Below are 14,821 nucleotides of genomic sequence, written 5' to 3' on the forward strand. Positions count from 1 at the left end.
TAACCAGACCATCGGCATTGTCGGCGAATCCGGTTCGGGGAAATCGACGCTTGGCCGCGCGCTGCTGCGGCTGCTGCCGAGCGATGGCTTGATTCGTTTTGGCGATCGCGACATTTCGACAGCCGACCGCCAGGCGATGCGGCCGCTGCGGCGCCAGATGCAACTCGTCTTCCAGGATCCTTTCGGCTCGCTGTCGCCGCGCATGACCGTCGGCCAGGTCATCACCGAAGGGCTGCTGGTGCATGAGCCCGATCTGTCGGGCAAGCAGCGCGACCAGCGCGCGGTCGAGGCCTTGCGCGAAGTCGGCCTCGACCCCAACGCCCGCAACCGCTACCCACACGAATTTTCCGGCGGCCAGCGGCAGCGCATCGCCATTGCCCGCGCCATGATCCTGAAGCCCAAAATGGTCGTGCTGGACGAGCCGACCTCGGCGCTCGACCGCTCGGTGCAGAAACAGATCGTCGAACTCCTGCGCAAGCTGCAGGCGGACCATGAACTGTCCTACCTGTTCATCAGCCACGACCTCGCCGTGGTGCGCGCCATCGCCGATTACATCATCGTCATGAAACAGGGCAAGATCGTCGAGGAGGGGCCGACCGAGGCGATCTTCAGCAACCCGCAGCACATCTACACGCAGACGCTGATGGCAGCGGCGATCGATGTCACCCGATTCCGGCTGAGCGCCTGAGATTGCGCTTCAGGTGAGGGGAATGATCATGGCGGCACCTATTCGCTCAGCCCGGTGAGCTCGAGCATTTGCGCGCCCGCACGGCGGCAATGGCATCCTGCTGCTGTTTCAGCCGGTCGATCCTGGCGGTCTCACGATTGGCGACAGCGGTCTTCACGCGCGAAACACCAAGCAGCCAGCGCGGCACACTGGTGTTGGCAACCTTGCCGCGGGTGATGGCGGTTTGTGAGATTTCCGTGGCCTTTTCGCCTAGCGCGCTGTTGAGCTCGGTGCAACTCATCTTATCGTACGTCGCCGGACCGGCGGTCCGGCCGATCGACGAGCAGCCGGTAACGAGAAGCACCGCAATCACAAGAACCGGTGTCGAGGTCGTCGTCGCGATCAAATCCATATCCACACCGGCTCACCGTTTCACTGGCTTCATCATATCCACCGAACTATCTGGAGCCGACGATTATTTCGTCAAAGATTGGGCTCGCGAGAAGGCCCTACCGCATTGGACCACAGAGGCCAGCCGATGTGGGAACGTTCTCGGTCCCTCGAAGTTGGTGTCCGTCGAGTGTCTTAATGCAATCACTGGAAGCCAAGGGGGCCGCCTCGGTTGATGTCGGGGCGGCCTTGGCCGGCGGTGCGACCTCGGCGGCTCGCGCTGGTTGTGGCGCCAGCCCGCGTGCCGCCTTCGTTCAGCCTGACTGAATTCAGGCTGCTTCGGCGATGATTGCGGCAGGAGCGCAGCCGTCCAGCACCGCCCGGGCGACGCCGGTTTCATTTTCACCGACATGCGCCGTCACCAAGACGACGCCCTCGGCAAGGCTCCGATCTTCCGACCTTGCCGCTGTGGTCATCAAGGCACCGAGCAGTCCGCCGGCACCGCCGCCACAGACCGCGCAAACCAGTGCTGTCGCCGGCAGTCCGGCCGTAACAGAACTGACGCCGTAGACCGCGAGGGCGCTCGCGCAAGCCAATGCCGCACCGATGGCACAAAGAATGACACTCGGAGACTTTAGCACTGCCAGTTCGTCCTGGTAGGGCCCGATAATGGCAATCTGGACGCGAGGAACACCGACCGCCACCAGCTCTCCGGCAACCTGGGCGGCTTCGGCGTGGGAATCAAAAAGCTTGCTGATTGTCCGCATTGTTTCAGAGCGTTTTCTCATCCAGGAATGTGTCCGCAACGAAGGACGCGGCGATCAGATCGTCGCCATCAATGCTGCCTCGTCTGCCGACCATGATGGCCGCGACCTTTTGGAAGGTCTTCATTTCGCTCGTGGTAATCCGGGCCTGCCGCATCCTTGCCTTGAGGTCAGCTACGCGCACTCCCAGGACATCGGATTGTATGGCTTCATTGTTAGCGATGGTGACGTTCATCCAGTTTCGCTTCCTCGTTTGATTGTCCTCGCGCCCAACCACCCGAAACAGAGCCGCAGCGAAAACGTTCCCTGGCTGGGCTTCGGTCCGGCGGAGAGCCGGACCTTGGTCTGGCCGCAAAATGCAATGGTCCTGCCTGTTGTGTTGCTCGGAACGGCCACCGTTCGTAGCCGTTGTCACCTACACATTCGGGAGGAAGCTGATGGACAAGAGTGTTCGACAAGCAAGCTGGTTGCTAGCGGTGATCTTCGCCATGCCCATCATCTTCATGGCGATTGGAATAGCCTTTGGCTGACGATCCGCGGGCACGAATATTTGGCAGATTGGCGCAGCTACGTCCCTTCCTGCGCTGATAGGGTTCGCCCGCCGCGTCCGCGTGGCGGGCGAACCCCAACTATCTGCACGCGCCGTAGCCGGAATTCCAGCCTATGACGCGCGAGATTCCGCGACTTCTTCGGAGAGGTTGAACGGCATCGTAATCACCCGGCCGTCCGTTGATGATGCCGTGTCGGCGTGCAGGTCACTCAACCACATTGCAGATTTCATGCAGAAGGCCCGGCTGTAACGAGCCGGGCCTTAGGGCCGATCAATAGTCGTTGTTTTGGATCACCACGGGGTGACGGTGATGGTGCCTGGACATCGAGCTCGTGACAATGACGGCATCCGGACGATGGTGCCTGCGGCCATGATCGTAGAACGCTACCGTACCGTGGTGTCGGTGATGCAGGCGCTGGCCATCCTCGTTGATGATCCTGACGTTGCTGTGGTGGCGATGGTGAGTCCTGATGATGACGTCGGCTTCCGCGGCCGAAGCGACAGCCGGCAATCCGATGGAAAGCGCCAAAGCGCACATGATCATTGATTTCATTGCAATTTCTCCATTGCCTTGATTAGCCCTTCGTCGGATAACTGCCGCCAGGCCCTTTGGTTCCGGGTGTCCCGGGGACAGTCGGACCGCGTCTGGCAAACCGAATGGACGAGCCGTATGGCTAAGGTTGAGAAGGGGCTGCCTCTCGCTGGCGGTACTTGCAAAGAACGAAGCGGCTTGATGCATCGGACGCGCTCGCGTCGGGCAGCACGATGATCTGTGCCCAAAAATCGCAATACCTGGCTATCGCTTCCGGTACCTCCTTGGTGGTGACGCCGGCGATGGTGGCGATGTCGCCGTCTCTGCAGTTGGTCTTCCCGGAAAGCAGGGCCGCGGCAGCCATGATTTGGCACGACCGCTCATCGTCCGCCTGAGAGGGCGCGCAGTGGCAGGCAAATGCAAATACCGCCGCCGCGAAAACCAGTCTTTTCATATTGGCTCCGATGTCACCGGCATTGTGGCATTCCTCGGCAAAACATGCATCCCAGCTAATATAAAAGCAATCGCAGGGCCATCGGTCGATCTTGCCGATCTATGGAACATTAGTTCTGCCTAATGGTTCTCCCTTGCAGCCGACACCATCGCTTGGCGTCTGCTGAAGATCGGCCGGGAACGGTTGGTCGGCCCACGTTACTCCGCCAGAGGCGCGGGCTTTCAGGCAACGGGAGAAGATCATGAACAATATCATTTGGCTCGTCGGAGCGGTGGTCATCGTCATAGCGATACTGAGCTTTTTCGGCCTGCGATAAGCGCGACGTCAGCTATGTGCAGCGACCCTCCATCGCAAGCTGACCGGCCGAGGCCGACGGCTCAAGCTACCTGCAGAAGAGCGAAACTATGGTGTGGGAATAGCAGTTTTGCTCCTGCGGCGAAGCTTTCGCTCGTCAGGATTGCGGGCGCCGCAGCCAGTCGGAAGCGAGACTGACGCCTAGAACAAGGCCAGCTATTGCGAGGCCGAAATCTTCGCGGACCTGAAGCATCAGCGCCGCACCGGTGCCTATCAAGACCCAGATGACAGGGATCACCGATAGCGGCAACACGGATCGACCTCTAAGCAGCAACAGCAGGCCGATCGTGAAGATTGTGCTTGGACACGGCGCCACACCGAACAGCGGCCCGTTCATCAGGCCATGGCCGGCCATGACCCCAAGAATTTCGTAGACCAGCGCCGAATATAGGATGAGCGCCAAGCCAGCGATTGAGTGCCAGCCCGATCGAAGCTCGAACCTGAGTTCTGGAGGAGCGATGACGGCATACATAGCGAAGAGAGCGGCCTGGGCAATGAACAGCCCGGCAAATACTTTTGCCACCGGATTGACCGGCGAAAAGAACAGCAAATGATAGGCCACTCCATTCCATGCCCATAGAAGTGACAGGACGGCGAAAACAATCCTCTCGCAGGCAGGAGAACGACCGCTCAGTACCGCACCGACGGCAAACGCGCCCAAGACATAGGCGACAATCTGGAACGGCCAGATCGCGCTGTTGTAAGCGGCGAAAACCGCAAAGAACTGTTCAACACCGAATGGCAAGTTCATGTCCAACTGTGCAGGAAGGCGTTGCGTCAGCAGGCGACAAGGTCCGTGTGTCCAAAGCCCTTGGTATAGTCGAGCACCGAAATGGTCGTCGGCATCACCCGAAATATCCGAACCTCGTCCGGACCTGGCATCTTCATCGGCAGGGGCGGAGCGTCCGGATACTTCGACGGCAGCATGCTGAGAACCTTCTCAGCTTCGGCCCGGTCCAGCACGGGTTCGGCGTGGGCGGCCATCGACAGGCCAGTGATCGCCATCAGATCGGCTGTGTCATGGTCAATTGTGAGGGAAAGCCGGTTGTCCCTCGCCAGATTCTTGGCTTTTTGACTCTCAAGACCGCACAAGAAATAGAGGGTCAAGCCGTCGTTCACATATCCCACGGTGGTGGCCTGGGGCCAGCCGTCAGGCCGTAAAGTGGCAACCCTCATGATGCGATGCGTGCTCAACAGATTGAGGATGGTGTCTCTGATTTTTTGATCCATGGCCTATCTCCAAAAAAGCAAGACGTGGGCCATGGTAGGGAAAACGGGGATGGTCCGGCTTTGATGCGTGTCAAACATACCCGGCGCGGCAGATGAGCTTCCGGCACCAAACTGCCAGCCCGGTACTGGCTATAAGTCGAGTGGCGGCGGCGATGACGTTGACCGCGTTAACGCCGTCGATCGGCGCCAGGATGTCGACCCAAGCACACCGCAATGGAAGTGATGGAGCTCGGGGGTGCCGATATTGGCGATTTGGACATGCGTTCCATCGAGCACGGCCGTGTCGCCGTCCAGAACGACCGGCCAATTGGCGAGCAGGATTGCAGAGAGCAGGAAAGATATGGCGCTACCGTCCCGCTGCGCGCGAAACGCGATCCCAAACGTGGGGTATCGGGAGAAACAGATATTTAAGTATCTGTTTTTTCTGGTCGGAGTGGCAGGATTTGAACCTGCGACCCCCTCGTCCCGAACGAGGTGCGCTACCAGGCTGCGCTACACTCCGTGACCAGACCGCGGGCTTATAGCCGCCACACTTCATTCCTGCAAGCGGCAATGGCAGCGCTTCTGTCGCATTTCATCAGCTTTTGCCGCGCAGGCGCTGGCGCTGCAGTCGAACGCGCGCGCCCAGCCGGCAAAACCATGGCACCGCACCCGGGAAATTGCCTGCGCGGGGCAGCGATATATCGACGTCGTAACCGACGCGGCCGAACCATTCGAACATCAGTGCCGCGTCCCCGCCGGCCCCGACCTCGGTGCCCGCCGCGGCGAGTTGCCGTGCGGCATCGCCGTCCGGCTTGCGCGTCAGCGCCTTGACGCGATGGCCCTGGACAGCAGGGCGCGCGCGACGGCGCCTCCTTGCTGGCCCGTGGTCCTGGTCACAAGAAGGCTGCGTTTGCTGGTCGTCGCATTTGCTCCTTGCCGCTTTGTCTGGAGCAAAATTCGGCGCTATCCCATTGATGCATAAGTGCCTATAATTGAAAGACTTTATCCCAACAGTGAATACAATGGTCGATCTCAACGATGTCGTCGTGTTTGCCCGCGTCGTCGAAGCCGGCAGCTTCACCGCTGCCGCGCGCGTGTTGGCCATGCCGAAGACAACCATCAGCCGCTGTGTCGCCGTGCTCGAGCGCGAGGTCGGTGTGCGGCTGCTGCAGCGGACGCCAGCGGGCGGCCTGCATGTTCTCTTTCCCAGCAGCCGGCACCTCTCACCTCTGGTTAAGGCCTTCATCGACCTGGCGGTCGAGCGGATTTCCAATCGGGCAAACACGGCTTAAGGCATGTCTGTACCTGCGACCAACTTCTCAGCGAGACCCGAATGAGTCAGCGCATCGTCAGTTTTGTCATGAGCGGCGGCGTCGGCTCACGGCTGTGGCCGTTGTCGCGCGAGGACAATCCGAAGCAGTTTCACGATCTTTCGGGTGATGGCTCCATGCTGGCCAAGACCTTGCGCCGCCTGGCGGCAAGGCCTGACCGTCAAACTCCGATCTTCCTGATCGCTTCGGAGCGCCACGCCGAACGCGTCCGTGCCGATCTCGCCGGGCTCGATCTTGCCGGCGGCGGTCCGCTGTTCGAGCCTACAGGGCGCAACACCGCCGCGGCGGTGGCCCTTGCAACGCTGCGCACCTTGTCCGAATTCGGCGACAGCCTGGTGCTGGTGGTGCCGTCGGACCACGAAATATCGACAGCAGGGCAATTCTGGCAGAGCGTCGAGGCAGGCGCCGAAGCGGCGCGCGCCGGCCGGCTCGTTGTGTTCGGCATCAAGCCGACGCAGCCCGAAACCGGCTATGGCTATATCGAGGTCTCCGCCGAGAAGCGCGGCGTGTTCGACGTTTCGCGCTTCGTCGAAAAGCCGGACCTCGCGACCGCGCAGGGCTATCTCGAAGCCGGAAACTTCTATTGGAACACCGGCATCTTTCTGTTTCGCGCCGGTGCCATGCGCGATGCCTTCGCTAAGTTCCAGCCGGACATCTGGCAGGCAACCGAAGCGGCCTACAAGGCGGCGACATCGGATCTGTCCGGCCTCTACATGCCGCTCGAGCTCTACGCGGCCATCCCGTCCAATTCGATCGACTATGCCATCATGGAGCGGGCGAGGGACATCGCGATGGTGCCGGCGGGCTTCCGCTGGAACGATCTCGGCTCCTGGCAGTCGCTGCTCGATGTCGGCCCTGCCGACGACCAGGGCAATGTCATTGTCGGCGACGTCGTCGCCATCGATTGCGAGAACTCCTACATCCGCAGCGACGGCCGCCTTTTGTCGGCAATCGGCATGAAGGATGTTGCCATCGTCTCGACATCGGACGCCACTTTCGTCGCTCCGGTAAGCCACAGCCAGCACGTCAAGAAGGTGGTCGAGCAGCTCGAGAAATCGGGCCGGCTGGAAACCAGATTCACCCCGGCGCATGATCGCGTCATCGAAAGCGGCGCCTGGCGGCGCCGCGTGCACCACTGGCTGTTCCAGGAAACCTTGCCACTCTGGTCGACATCGGGCGTCGACGACCGCCATGGCGGCTTCCACGAAGCGCTTGGCTTCGACGGCTCACCGCTGGTAAAGCCGAAGCGCATGCGCACGCAGGCTCGCCAGGTCTATGCCTTCGCGGTTGCCAAGGATCGCGGCTGGACTGGCCCGGCCGAGCGGCTGATCGCGCATGGCATCGACTTCATGGCAGGGAAGGGCCGCACCGAACGCGGCGGTTGGGTGCGCACGCTGAATGTCGACGGCGCTGTCGCCGACGCCACCGAAGACGCGTACGACCATTCCTGCGTGCTCTTGGCGCTGGCGCGTGCGCATATGTCAGGCAATCCCGATGCCTTGCGACTGGGCGAGGAAACCTTCGCCTTCCTCGACGCCCATCTTGAGGATCGTCGCATGACCGGCTTCCTCGAAACATCGGACGCAGAGGGTGAGCGGCGCTCGAATCCGCACATGCATTTGCTGGAGGCCTTTCTTGCCTGGCACCAGGCGACCGGCGAGCGGGCGCATCTGCGCCGTGCGGCTCGCATCATTGACCTCTTCCGCAGCCATTTCTTCGATCCCGAGAGCTGGACGCTCGGCGAATATTTCGATGACGAATGGAAGCCGCTAGCCGGCGAGAAGGGCGCGTTGACCGAGCCCGGCCATCACTTCGAATGGGCGTCGCTGCTGGTCGATTTCGCCGGACGCAGCGGCCAGGCCGAACTGAACGGCTTCGCCAGGAAACTCTACGCTTCGGCCATCGCCAACGGCCTGAACCGGGCTACCGGCCTTGCCTATGGCGCCGTCTCCAGACAGGGCCTGCCGCTCGACCTGATATCGCGCAGCTGGCCGCAGGCCGAAGCCATAAAGGCGGCGATCGCGTTGGACGGCACAGGCGGTCCTGACCTGAAGCCCGAGATCGAAGCCCGTGTCGGCCGGCTGTTCCGCTGGCACATCGATCCGGCCCCGATCGGCCTGTGGATCGACCGCATCGACGAACGCGGCCGCTCGCTGGCGTCAGATGTTCCGGCCAGCATCTTTTATCATCTTGTCTGCGCGCTGACGCAGTATCTGGATGGGACGGCGGCGGACGCGGCGTAGACTAGGCTCGACTCAATACGGGCTCGCGACATCCCCCGTCTCGACATAGATCGACTTCAGCTGCGAGTACAGCGCCAGCGCGGCCAGCGAATTCTCGCGGCCGATGCCGGACTGCTTGAAGCCGCCGAAGGGGATTTCGACCGGCGTCAGATTATAGGCGTTGATCCAGCAGGTGCCGGCTTGCAGCTCGGCGATGACGCGGTGGGCGCGCGGCAGATCGCGGGTGAAGACGCCGGCGGCAAGACCGAATTCGGTGTCGTTGGCGCGGTCGATCACTTCGTCCTCGCCGTCGAATTTCAGCACGCTCATGACCGGTCCGAAAATCTCCTCGCGGGCGATGCGCATGGTGTCGGTGACACCGGTGAACACCGTCGGTTCGACGAAGAAGCCGCCGTGGAAACCCTGCAGCGAAGGTACGTTGCCGCCACAGGCTAGAACAGCACCATCCTGCTTGCCGACCGCGATATAGCCGACGACCTTCTCGTGCTGCGCCTTGGAGACCAGTGGCCCCATCTGCGTTTCGGGATCGAGCGGGTCGCCGATGCGGATTTTCTTCGTCCGCTCGACCAGCCGCTCGACGAAGCGGTCGTGGATGCCGCTTTGTACGAAGACCCGCGTGCCGTTCGAGCAGATCTGGCCGGTGGAGTAGAAATTGCCCAGCATGGCGCCGCCAATGGCGTTTTCGATGTCGGCATCGTCGAAGACGATCAGAGGCGACTTGCCGCCGAGCTCCATCGTCGCGTGCTTCATCTTTGAACCGGCAAGCGACAGCACCTTGCGCCCGGTTGGCACCGAGCCGGTGACCGAAACCTTGGCGACGACATCGTGGCCGACAAGGCCCGCGCCAACATCGCCATAGCCCTGCACGACGTTGAACAGCCCGTCGGGCAGGCCGGCCTCGCTGTAGATTTCGGCCAGCGCCAGTGCCGAAAGCGGGGTGTTTTCCGACGGCTTGAACACCATGGCATTGCCCATCGCGAGCGCCGGCGCGGATTTCCAACCGGCGATCTGGATCGGATAGTTCCAGGCGCCGATGCCGACGCAGACGCCAAGCGCCTCGCGCCGCGTGTAGGCGAAGGGGCCGCCGAGATCGACGGCCTCGCCATTAAAGGCGGCGACCGCGCCGCCGAAATATTCAAGGCAGTCCGCGGCCGACGGTGCATCCGCCACCAGCGTTTCCTGGATCGCCTTGCCGGTGTCGAGCGTCTCGATTCGGGCGAGGTCGGCATTGCGGGCGCGCAGAATGTCGGCCGCGCGGCGCAGGATGCGGCCGCGCTCGACCGGCTTCAGCCGCGCCCACGCCGGCTGCGCGGCGCGCGCGGCCTCGATGGCGAGTTCCAGCACATTCGGCGTCGCCGAACGCAGCACGGCGATGGTCTCGCCGGTTGCCGGATAGATGACCGGCAGCGGCGCCCCTTGCTCATCGTCGATGTAGCGTCCGTTGACGTAGTGCGATGCCGTGGGCTGGGCGCGCATGGATGGTCTCCGAATGTCTGCGCCCCTGAGAACGGGCGGCTCGATCTAGGGACGGCTCAATCTGTCAGGCGGATCATGCTCTATCTGTCCGACTGCTGCCAGCGCGGATTGATCCATGGTTCCTGGTTGGACGGCGCCAGCGGCGTGCGACCAAGAATGTGGTCGGACGCCTTCTCGCCGGTCATGATCGACGGCGCGTTGAGATTGCCGTTGGTGACGCGCGGGAAGATCGAGGAATCGGCGACCCGCAACCCCTCGACGCCGATGACCCGGCATTCGGAATCGACAACACTCATCGCGTCATCGGCGCGGCCCATCTTGCAGGTGCCGCATGGGTGGTAGGCGCTCTCGGCATGGTCGCGAATGAAGATGTCGAGATCGTCGTCCGTCTGCACATGGCTGCCCGGCGAGATCTCCTGGCCGCGAAAAGCGTCGAACGCCGACTGGCCGAAGATTTCGCGGGTCAGCCGGATGCAGTGGCGGAACTCCGTCCAGTCGTCCGGATGCGACATGTAGTTGAAGCGGATCACGGGGTTTGCTTGCGGGTCTGGCGACCGCAGCGTCACCGAACCCCGCGACTTCGACCGCATCGGCCCGACATGAGCCTGGAAGCCGTGCGACTTCGCCGCCGCCTTCCCGTCATAGCGCACTGCCGCCGGGATGAAGTGATACTGGATGTCGGGATAATCGACGCCGGCGCGCGAGCGCACGAAGGCGGCGGCCTCGAAATGGTTGGTGGCGCCGAGGCCGGACTTGAAGAACAGCCACTGTGCTCCGATCAGCGCTTTCGAGAATGGATTGAGAACCGAATTCAGCGTGATCGGCTTGGTCGATTCCTGCTGGATATAGAGCTCCATATGGTCCTGCAGATTGCGGCCGACGCCGGGCCGGTCGGCGACCACAGCAATGCCGTTTTCGCGCAAATGCTCGGCTGGGCCGATGCCGGACAGCATCAGGATTTTGGGCGAATTGATCGAAGAGGCGGCGACGATCACCTCGCGTCGCGCCTTAACGACCTGAATCTGTTTGTGAGCCTCGATCTCGACGCCGACGGCGCGTTGATTCTCGATGATCACCCTCCGGGCAAAGCCCTTGACCAGACTCACGTTTTTCCGTTTGAGCGCCGGCTTCAGATAGGCTGATGCAGCCGACCAGCGGCGGCCACCACTTATGGTCTGCTCCATCGGCCCAAAGCCTTCCTGCTTGGAGCCGTTGTAGTCGTCGGTCAGCTCGAAGCCGGCCTGGCGGCCCGCTTCGACGAAGGCGCCGTAGAGCGGATTTTTGCGCGAGCCACGCTGCACATGCAGCGGCCCCCCATGTCCGCGCCAGCCGTCCTCGCCGCCGTCATTATCCTCCATGCGCTTGAAATAGGGGAGCACGTCGGCGAAGCCCCAACCCGTCGCACCTTCTTCGGCCCAATGGTCAAAGTCGCGGGCATGGCCGCGCACATAGACCATGCCGTTGATCGAGGACGAGCCGCCGATCACCTTGCCGCGCGGTGTCGCCAGGACGCGGCCGCCGAGGTGTGGTTCCGGCTCGCTGGCAAAACCCCAGTCGTAAAGGCTCATATTGAGCGGGATCGACAGCGCCGACGGCATCTGGATGAGCGGCCCGATATCGCTGCCGCCGAATTCGATGACGATAACCGACTGCTTGCCGTCTTCCGACAGTCGATAGGCCATGGCCGAGCCGGCGGAGCCGGAGCCGATGATAACGAAATCCGCTTCAAGCATGGTTCATATGCGCCATAAAATCGGCGAGCGAGACATTGCCGCCGGTAGCCACAACAAGGACGGTTTTATCAGTCACATCCACATTGCCGCCGAGGAGTGCTGCCAGCGAGGCGGCCCCGGACGGCTCCAGCACCAGCTTCATCCGCTCGAAGGCGATTCGCATGGCGCGCCGCACCGATTGATCGTCGACGGTGATGCCGCGAACGCCTGCGGTCTTGACCGCTGCGAACGGCGCGTCGCCCGGACGCCGCGACATCAGCCCGTCGCAGATCGATTTCGGGCCGATCGGCATGGTCTCGATGCTGCCATGCGCCAATGACGAGCCCATGCCATTGAAACCTTCCGGCTCGACGCCGATGATTTCGGTGGCCGGCGACAGATAGTGGAAGGCCAGCGAAACGCCGCCGATCAGCCCGCCGCCGCCGACCGAACAGAACAACAGATCGGCGCTGGCGCCCTTGGCCTCAAGCTGGTCGAGCGCTTCGAGGCCGGCGCCAGCCTGGCCGGCGACGATCTCCGGATCGTCGAAAGGATGCAGCAGGGCCAGCCCTTCCGTCTGCGCGATCTCGCGCGCCTTGGCGGCGGCAACCTCTTCTCGCGCGCGCTCGCCATGGTCGGTCAGCACGACACGCGCGCCGTAGCCCGCGGTTGCGTCACGCTTGGCGGCCGGCGCATCGATCGGCATGACGATGGTGACGGGAATGCCGAGCGCCTGGCCGGCGGCTGCCAGCCCTTGCGCGAAATTGCCGGAGGAATAGGCGACGACGCCTTTCGTCGCCTCGTCGGCCGACAGCCGCTTCAGCCGCCAATAGGCGCCGCGTATCTTGAAGGACCCGGCCCACTGCAGCGATTCCGGCTTGATGAAGACGCGGGCCGCACCGGTCTCCCTGGCGAGTGCGGCCGATTCCAGCAGCGGCGTGATCTGCGTCGCCTTGGAGGTGACGGCATAGGCCTGCCTGAGGTGATCGAGGGAGGGGACAAGCGTCATCATTCGCCTCGCGGATACCTTTTGCTCTCTTCGAGATTGTCGAGATTCATGTGGTTGCGCATGTAACGCTCCGACGCCTTCTGCAGCGGCTGGAAATCCCAGGGGTAGTAGGCGCCGTTGCGCAGTGCCGGATAGATCACCCAGCGCCGCGCCTGGCTCTCGCGCACGGCCGCATCGAAGCCGGCCATGTCCCAGCGCGCCCGCACCTTGTCCATGAAGGCGGCTACCAGCGCGGCATTGGCCGGATCGTCGGCGAGGTTGTCGCGCTCGAGCGGATCGGCTTCGAGATCGAACAGCTGCGGCGGGTCGAGCTCGCAATGGACGAATTTGAAGCGGCCCTCGCGGATCGCCACCAGCGGCGCGTAGGAGCCTTCGGCGGCATATTCGATCAGCACCGGCGCGGTGCGCGCCTTGCCATCGGTGRGCGGCAGCAGCGACTGGCCGTCAGTCCATGGCGCGATCGCGCCGATGTCGATGCCGGCAAGGTCGCAGAGCGTCGGCGCCACGTCGAGATTGGAGACCGGCGCCTCGATCAGGCCGGGACGAACGCCCTTGCCGGCGATCATCAGCGGCACCCGCGCCGAGCCCTCGAAGAAGCTCATCTTGAACCACAGTCCGCGCTCGCCGAGCATGTCGCCGTGGTCCGAGCAGAACAGGATGATCGTGTCGTCGAGCATGCGCGTTCGCGTGAGCACGTCCAGAAGCGAGCCCAATTTGTCGTCGACATAGGAAATGTTGGCGAAATAACCGCGCCGGGAACGGCGCACCTGCTCGGGCGTGATCTCGAAGGCAGGATAGTCGCTGGCGCGGTACAGCCGCTGCGAATGCGTGTCTTGCTCGTCATGCGCGATAAATCCCGTTTCCGGGTCGAGCGCCTGGCAATGTTCGTAGAGATCCCAGTACTGCTTGCGCGCCACATAGGGATCGTGCGGGTGCGACAGCGAAACGGTGAGGCACCAGGGGCGATGGCTCGCGTCGTCCTGCTCGCGCGAAAGCTGATAGAGCTTCTGCTCGGCCAGGAACACGACCTCGTCATCATATTCCATCTGGTTGGTGGTTTCGGCGACGCCGGCGCCGGTCACCGAGCCGAGATTGTGATACCACCATTCGATGCGCTCGCCGGGCTTGCGGTAGTCCGGCGTCCAGCCGAAGTCGGCCGGATAGATGTCCGTGGTCAGCCGCTCCTCGAAACCGTGCAACTGGTCCGGCCCGACGAAATGCATCTTGCCCGACAGGCAGGTGTAATAGCCGGCGGCGCGCAGATGATGGGCGAAGGTCGGGATCGACGAGACGAATTCGGCGGCGTTGTCGTAGACCCCGGTGCGCGACGGCAACTGCCCGCTCATGAACGAGGCGCGGCCCGGCGCGCAAAGCGGCGAGGCGGTGTAGTTGTTGGCAAAGCGCGCAGAACGTGCGGCCAGCGCCTTGAGATGCGGCACGTGCAGGAAATCGGCCGGTCCGTCCGGGAACAGGGTGCCGTTGAGCTGATCGACCATGACGATCAGGAAATTGGGTCGCTTCGTAGTCACTGTTTTTGCCGCTCGCCGAGTTTCGTTTCGAGATAGTCCTCGACCAATGCGATCGCGGTCGCGGCATCGGGCACGCCGTCCTTCAGCGCACGCCTGATGTAGAGCCCGTCGATCATCGCCGCTGTCGCTTCGGCCGCGCGGTCGGCCTCGGCCCTGGGCAGGATGCCTGCCAGCCCGCTCATCAGGTTCGAATGCAGCCGCCGCGCATAGACCTTGAGCAGCCGGCGCAAGGCCGGCGATTTCTGCGCCTCGACATAGAAGGCAAGCCAGGCCGCGATGGTTTCGGCCTGGAACTGGATGTCGGAGAAGTTGACGGCGACCACGGCGGAAACGCGCTCGCGCGGGGACGCGGCGGATTGCAGGGCGCGGCGCATGTCGATGGTCAGTTCGGCGAGGATATGCCGCATCGTTGCGAACAGCAGTTCGTCCTTGGCGCCGAAATAGTGATGGGCAAGGGCAGAGGATACGCCGGCGCGCCCGGCTATCTCGGACATGGTCACGTCAAGCGAGCCGCGCTCGCCGATCGCCGAGATCGCAGCGTCGATGAGCGCCTTGCGGCGCAGTGGCTCCATTCCGACTTTTGGCATACCGTTCCCGA

At 62.8% G+C, this 14,821-nt stretch carries 16 protein-coding genes, 1 tRNA gene and 2 pseudogenes; 4 read left to right on the plus strand and 15 right to left on the minus strand.

Annotated features, from left to right (window positions below; translation table 11 throughout):
- Nucleotides 1-688: ATP-binding cassette domain-containing protein (locus C1D09_RS03570; RefSeq protein ID WP_143973025.1), on the plus strand; the 688-nt coding region annotated here is incomplete at its 5' end.
- A 46-nt stretch (nucleotides 689-734) separates the two neighbouring features.
- Here the strand turns inward: C1D09_RS03570 and C1D09_RS03575 are convergent.
- The 7 genes from C1D09_RS03575 to C1D09_RS03605 form a co-directional block, all read right to left on the minus strand.
- Nucleotides 735-1,079 (minus strand): hypothetical protein, encoded by a 345-nt coding sequence (locus C1D09_RS03575; RefSeq protein ID WP_143973026.1) that lies wholly within the window; start codon nucleotides 1,077-1,079, stop codon nucleotides 735-737.
- A gap of 307 nt (nucleotides 1,080-1,386) precedes the next feature.
- Nucleotides 1,387-1,824, minus strand: a complete 438-nt coding sequence (locus C1D09_RS33020) for a hypothetical protein (RefSeq protein WP_167514473.1) — start codon at nucleotides 1,822-1,824, stop codon at nucleotides 1,387-1,389.
- A 4-nt stretch (nucleotides 1,825-1,828) separates the two neighbouring features.
- Nucleotides 1,829-2,056, minus strand: coding sequence for a hypothetical protein (locus tag C1D09_RS03585; protein ID WP_143973027.1), 228 nt, complete (start codon nucleotides 2,054-2,056; stop codon nucleotides 1,829-1,831).
- A 586-nt stretch (nucleotides 2,057-2,642) separates the two neighbouring features.
- Nucleotides 2,643-2,924: a hypothetical protein gene (locus C1D09_RS33625; protein ID WP_143973028.1), complete on the minus strand. Its 282-nt coding sequence runs from the start codon at nucleotides 2,922-2,924 to the stop codon at nucleotides 2,643-2,645.
- A 121-nt stretch (nucleotides 2,925-3,045) separates the two neighbouring features.
- Entirely contained in the window at nucleotides 3,046-3,357 is a 312-nt protein-coding gene (locus C1D09_RS03595; protein WP_143973029.1) for a hypothetical protein, read from the minus strand.
- A gap of 451 nt (nucleotides 3,358-3,808) precedes the next feature.
- Nucleotides 3,809-4,462 (minus strand): DUF6064 family protein, encoded by a 654-nt coding sequence (locus C1D09_RS03600; protein WP_143973030.1) that lies wholly within the window; start codon nucleotides 4,460-4,462, stop codon nucleotides 3,809-3,811.
- 26 nt (nucleotides 4,463-4,488) lie between these two features.
- On the minus strand, nucleotides 4,489-4,941 hold the full coding sequence (locus C1D09_RS03605; RefSeq protein ID WP_143973031.1) for a pyridoxamine 5'-phosphate oxidase family protein: 453 nt from the start codon (nucleotides 4,939-4,941) through the stop codon (nucleotides 4,489-4,491).
- A gap of 213 nt (nucleotides 4,942-5,154) precedes the next feature.
- On the opposite strand from C1D09_RS03605, the gene C1D09_RS03610 reads away from it, so the two are divergent.
- On the plus strand, nucleotides 5,155-5,352 hold the full coding sequence (locus C1D09_RS03610; RefSeq protein WP_143973032.1) for a hypothetical protein: 198 nt from the start codon (nucleotides 5,155-5,157) through the stop codon (nucleotides 5,350-5,352).
- Between the two features lie 14 nt (nucleotides 5,353-5,366).
- Here C1D09_RS03610 and C1D09_RS03615 read toward each other — a convergent pair.
- From C1D09_RS03615 to C1D09_RS33630, 3 genes and pseudogenes are all read right to left on the minus strand, one after another.
- Nucleotides 5,367-5,443, minus strand: a tRNA-Pro gene (locus C1D09_RS03615).
- Nucleotides 5,444-5,518: 75 nt separating this feature from the next.
- On the minus strand, nucleotides 5,519-5,662 hold the full coding sequence (locus tag C1D09_RS33030; RefSeq protein ID WP_167514475.1) for a hypothetical protein: 144 nt from the start codon (nucleotides 5,660-5,662) through the stop codon (nucleotides 5,519-5,521).
- 15 nt (nucleotides 5,663-5,677) lie between these two features.
- Nucleotides 5,678-5,877 (minus strand): annotated as a pseudogene (locus C1D09_RS33630) (NmrA family NAD(P)-binding protein); the annotation flags it as partial.
- 68 nt (nucleotides 5,878-5,945) lie between these two features.
- Between C1D09_RS33630 and C1D09_RS03625 the strand changes: the two are divergent.
- Nucleotides 5,946-6,101: pseudogene (locus C1D09_RS03625) on the plus strand (helix-turn-helix domain-containing protein); the annotation flags it as partial.
- 155 nt (nucleotides 6,102-6,256) lie between these two features.
- Entirely contained in the window at nucleotides 6,257-8,497 is a 2,241-nt protein-coding gene (locus C1D09_RS03630; protein ID WP_143973033.1) for a mannose-1-phosphate guanylyltransferase/mannose-6-phosphate isomerase, read from the plus strand.
- A gap of 12 nt (nucleotides 8,498-8,509) precedes the next feature.
- Here the strand turns inward: C1D09_RS03630 and betB are convergent, their stop codons facing one another.
- The 5 genes from betB to betI form a co-directional block, all read right to left on the minus strand.
- On the minus strand, nucleotides 8,510-9,973 hold the full coding sequence (betB, locus tag C1D09_RS03635) for a betaine-aldehyde dehydrogenase (protein ID WP_143973034.1): 1,464 nt from the start codon (nucleotides 9,971-9,973) through the stop codon (nucleotides 8,510-8,512).
- Between the two features lie 80 nt (nucleotides 9,974-10,053).
- Complete coding sequence (betA, locus tag C1D09_RS03640) at nucleotides 10,054-11,706, minus strand: choline dehydrogenase (RefSeq protein WP_143973035.1); 1,653 nt, start codon at nucleotides 11,704-11,706, stop codon at nucleotides 10,054-10,056.
- The gene (locus C1D09_RS03645) at nucleotides 11,699-12,697 is read right to left on the minus strand and encodes a threonine/serine dehydratase family protein (RefSeq protein ID WP_143973036.1); all 999 of its coding nucleotides are present in this window, start codon (nucleotides 12,695-12,697) and stop codon (nucleotides 11,699-11,701) included. Before C1D09_RS03645 ends, betA begins: the two co-directional genes overlap by 8 nt.
- On the minus strand, nucleotides 12,694-14,223 hold the full coding sequence (gene betC, locus C1D09_RS03650) for a choline-sulfatase (protein ID WP_143973037.1): 1,530 nt from the start codon (nucleotides 14,221-14,223) through the stop codon (nucleotides 12,694-12,696). The genes C1D09_RS03645 and betC overlap by 4 nt, the downstream gene beginning before the upstream one ends.
- Nucleotides 14,220-14,810 (minus strand): choline-binding transcriptional repressor BetI, encoded by a 591-nt coding sequence (gene betI, locus C1D09_RS03655; RefSeq protein WP_143973038.1) that lies wholly within the window; start codon nucleotides 14,808-14,810, stop codon nucleotides 14,220-14,222. Before betI ends, betC begins: the two co-directional genes overlap by 4 nt.
- Nucleotides 14,811-14,821: the final 11 nt, after the last annotated feature.

It is taken from the genome of Mesorhizobium intechi, from assembly GCF_002879535.1.
Lineage (GTDB): Bacteria > Pseudomonadota > Alphaproteobacteria > Rhizobiales > Rhizobiaceae > Mesorhizobium > Mesorhizobium intechi.

Coding starts and splice junctions, on each gene's coding strand:
- betB (WP_143973034.1), bottom strand. CDS start 9,973: ATGCGCGCCCAGCCCACGGCATCGCACTACGTCAACGGACGCTACATC.
- betA (WP_143973035.1), bottom strand. CDS start 11,706: ATGCTTGAAGCGGATTTCGTTATCATCGGCTCCGGCTCCGCCGGCTCG.
- C1D09_RS03605 (WP_143973031.1), bottom strand. CDS start 4,941: ATGGATCAAAAAATCAGAGACACCATCCTCAATCTGTTGAGCACGCAT.
- C1D09_RS03595 (WP_143973029.1), bottom strand. CDS start 3,357: ATGAAAAGACTGGTTTTCGCGGCGGCGGTATTTGCATTTGCCTGCCAC.
- C1D09_RS03610 (WP_143973032.1), top strand. CDS start 5,155: ATGGAAGTGATGGAGCTCGGGGGTGCCGATATTGGCGATTTGGACATG.
- C1D09_RS33625 (WP_143973028.1), bottom strand. CDS start 2,924: ATGAAATCAATGATCATGTGCGCTTTGGCGCTTTCCATCGGATTGCCG.
- C1D09_RS03585 (WP_143973027.1), bottom strand. CDS start 2,056: ATGAACGTCACCATCGCTAACAATGAAGCCATACAATCCGATGTCCTG.
- C1D09_RS33030 (WP_167514475.1), bottom strand. CDS start 5,662: ATGTTCGAATGGTTCGGCCGCGTCGGTTACGACGTCGATATATCGCTG.
- C1D09_RS03600 (WP_143973030.1), bottom strand. CDS start 4,462: ATGAACTTGCCATTCGGTGTTGAACAGTTCTTTGCGGTTTTCGCCGCT.
- C1D09_RS03630 (WP_143973033.1), top strand. CDS start 6,257: ATGAGTCAGCGCATCGTCAGTTTTGTCATGAGCGGCGGCGTCGGCTCA.
- C1D09_RS03645 (WP_143973036.1), bottom strand. CDS start 12,697: ATGATGACGCTTGTCCCCTCCCTCGATCACCTCAGGCAGGCCTATGCC.
- C1D09_RS03575 (WP_143973026.1), bottom strand. CDS start 1,079: ATGGATTTGATCGCGACGACGACCTCGACACCGGTTCTTGTGATTGCG.
- betI (WP_143973038.1), bottom strand. CDS start 14,810: ATGCCAAAAGTCGGAATGGAGCCACTGCGCCGCAAGGCGCTCATCGAC.
- C1D09_RS33020 (WP_167514473.1), bottom strand. CDS start 1,824: ATGCGGACAATCAGCAAGCTTTTTGATTCCCACGCCGAAGCCGCCCAG.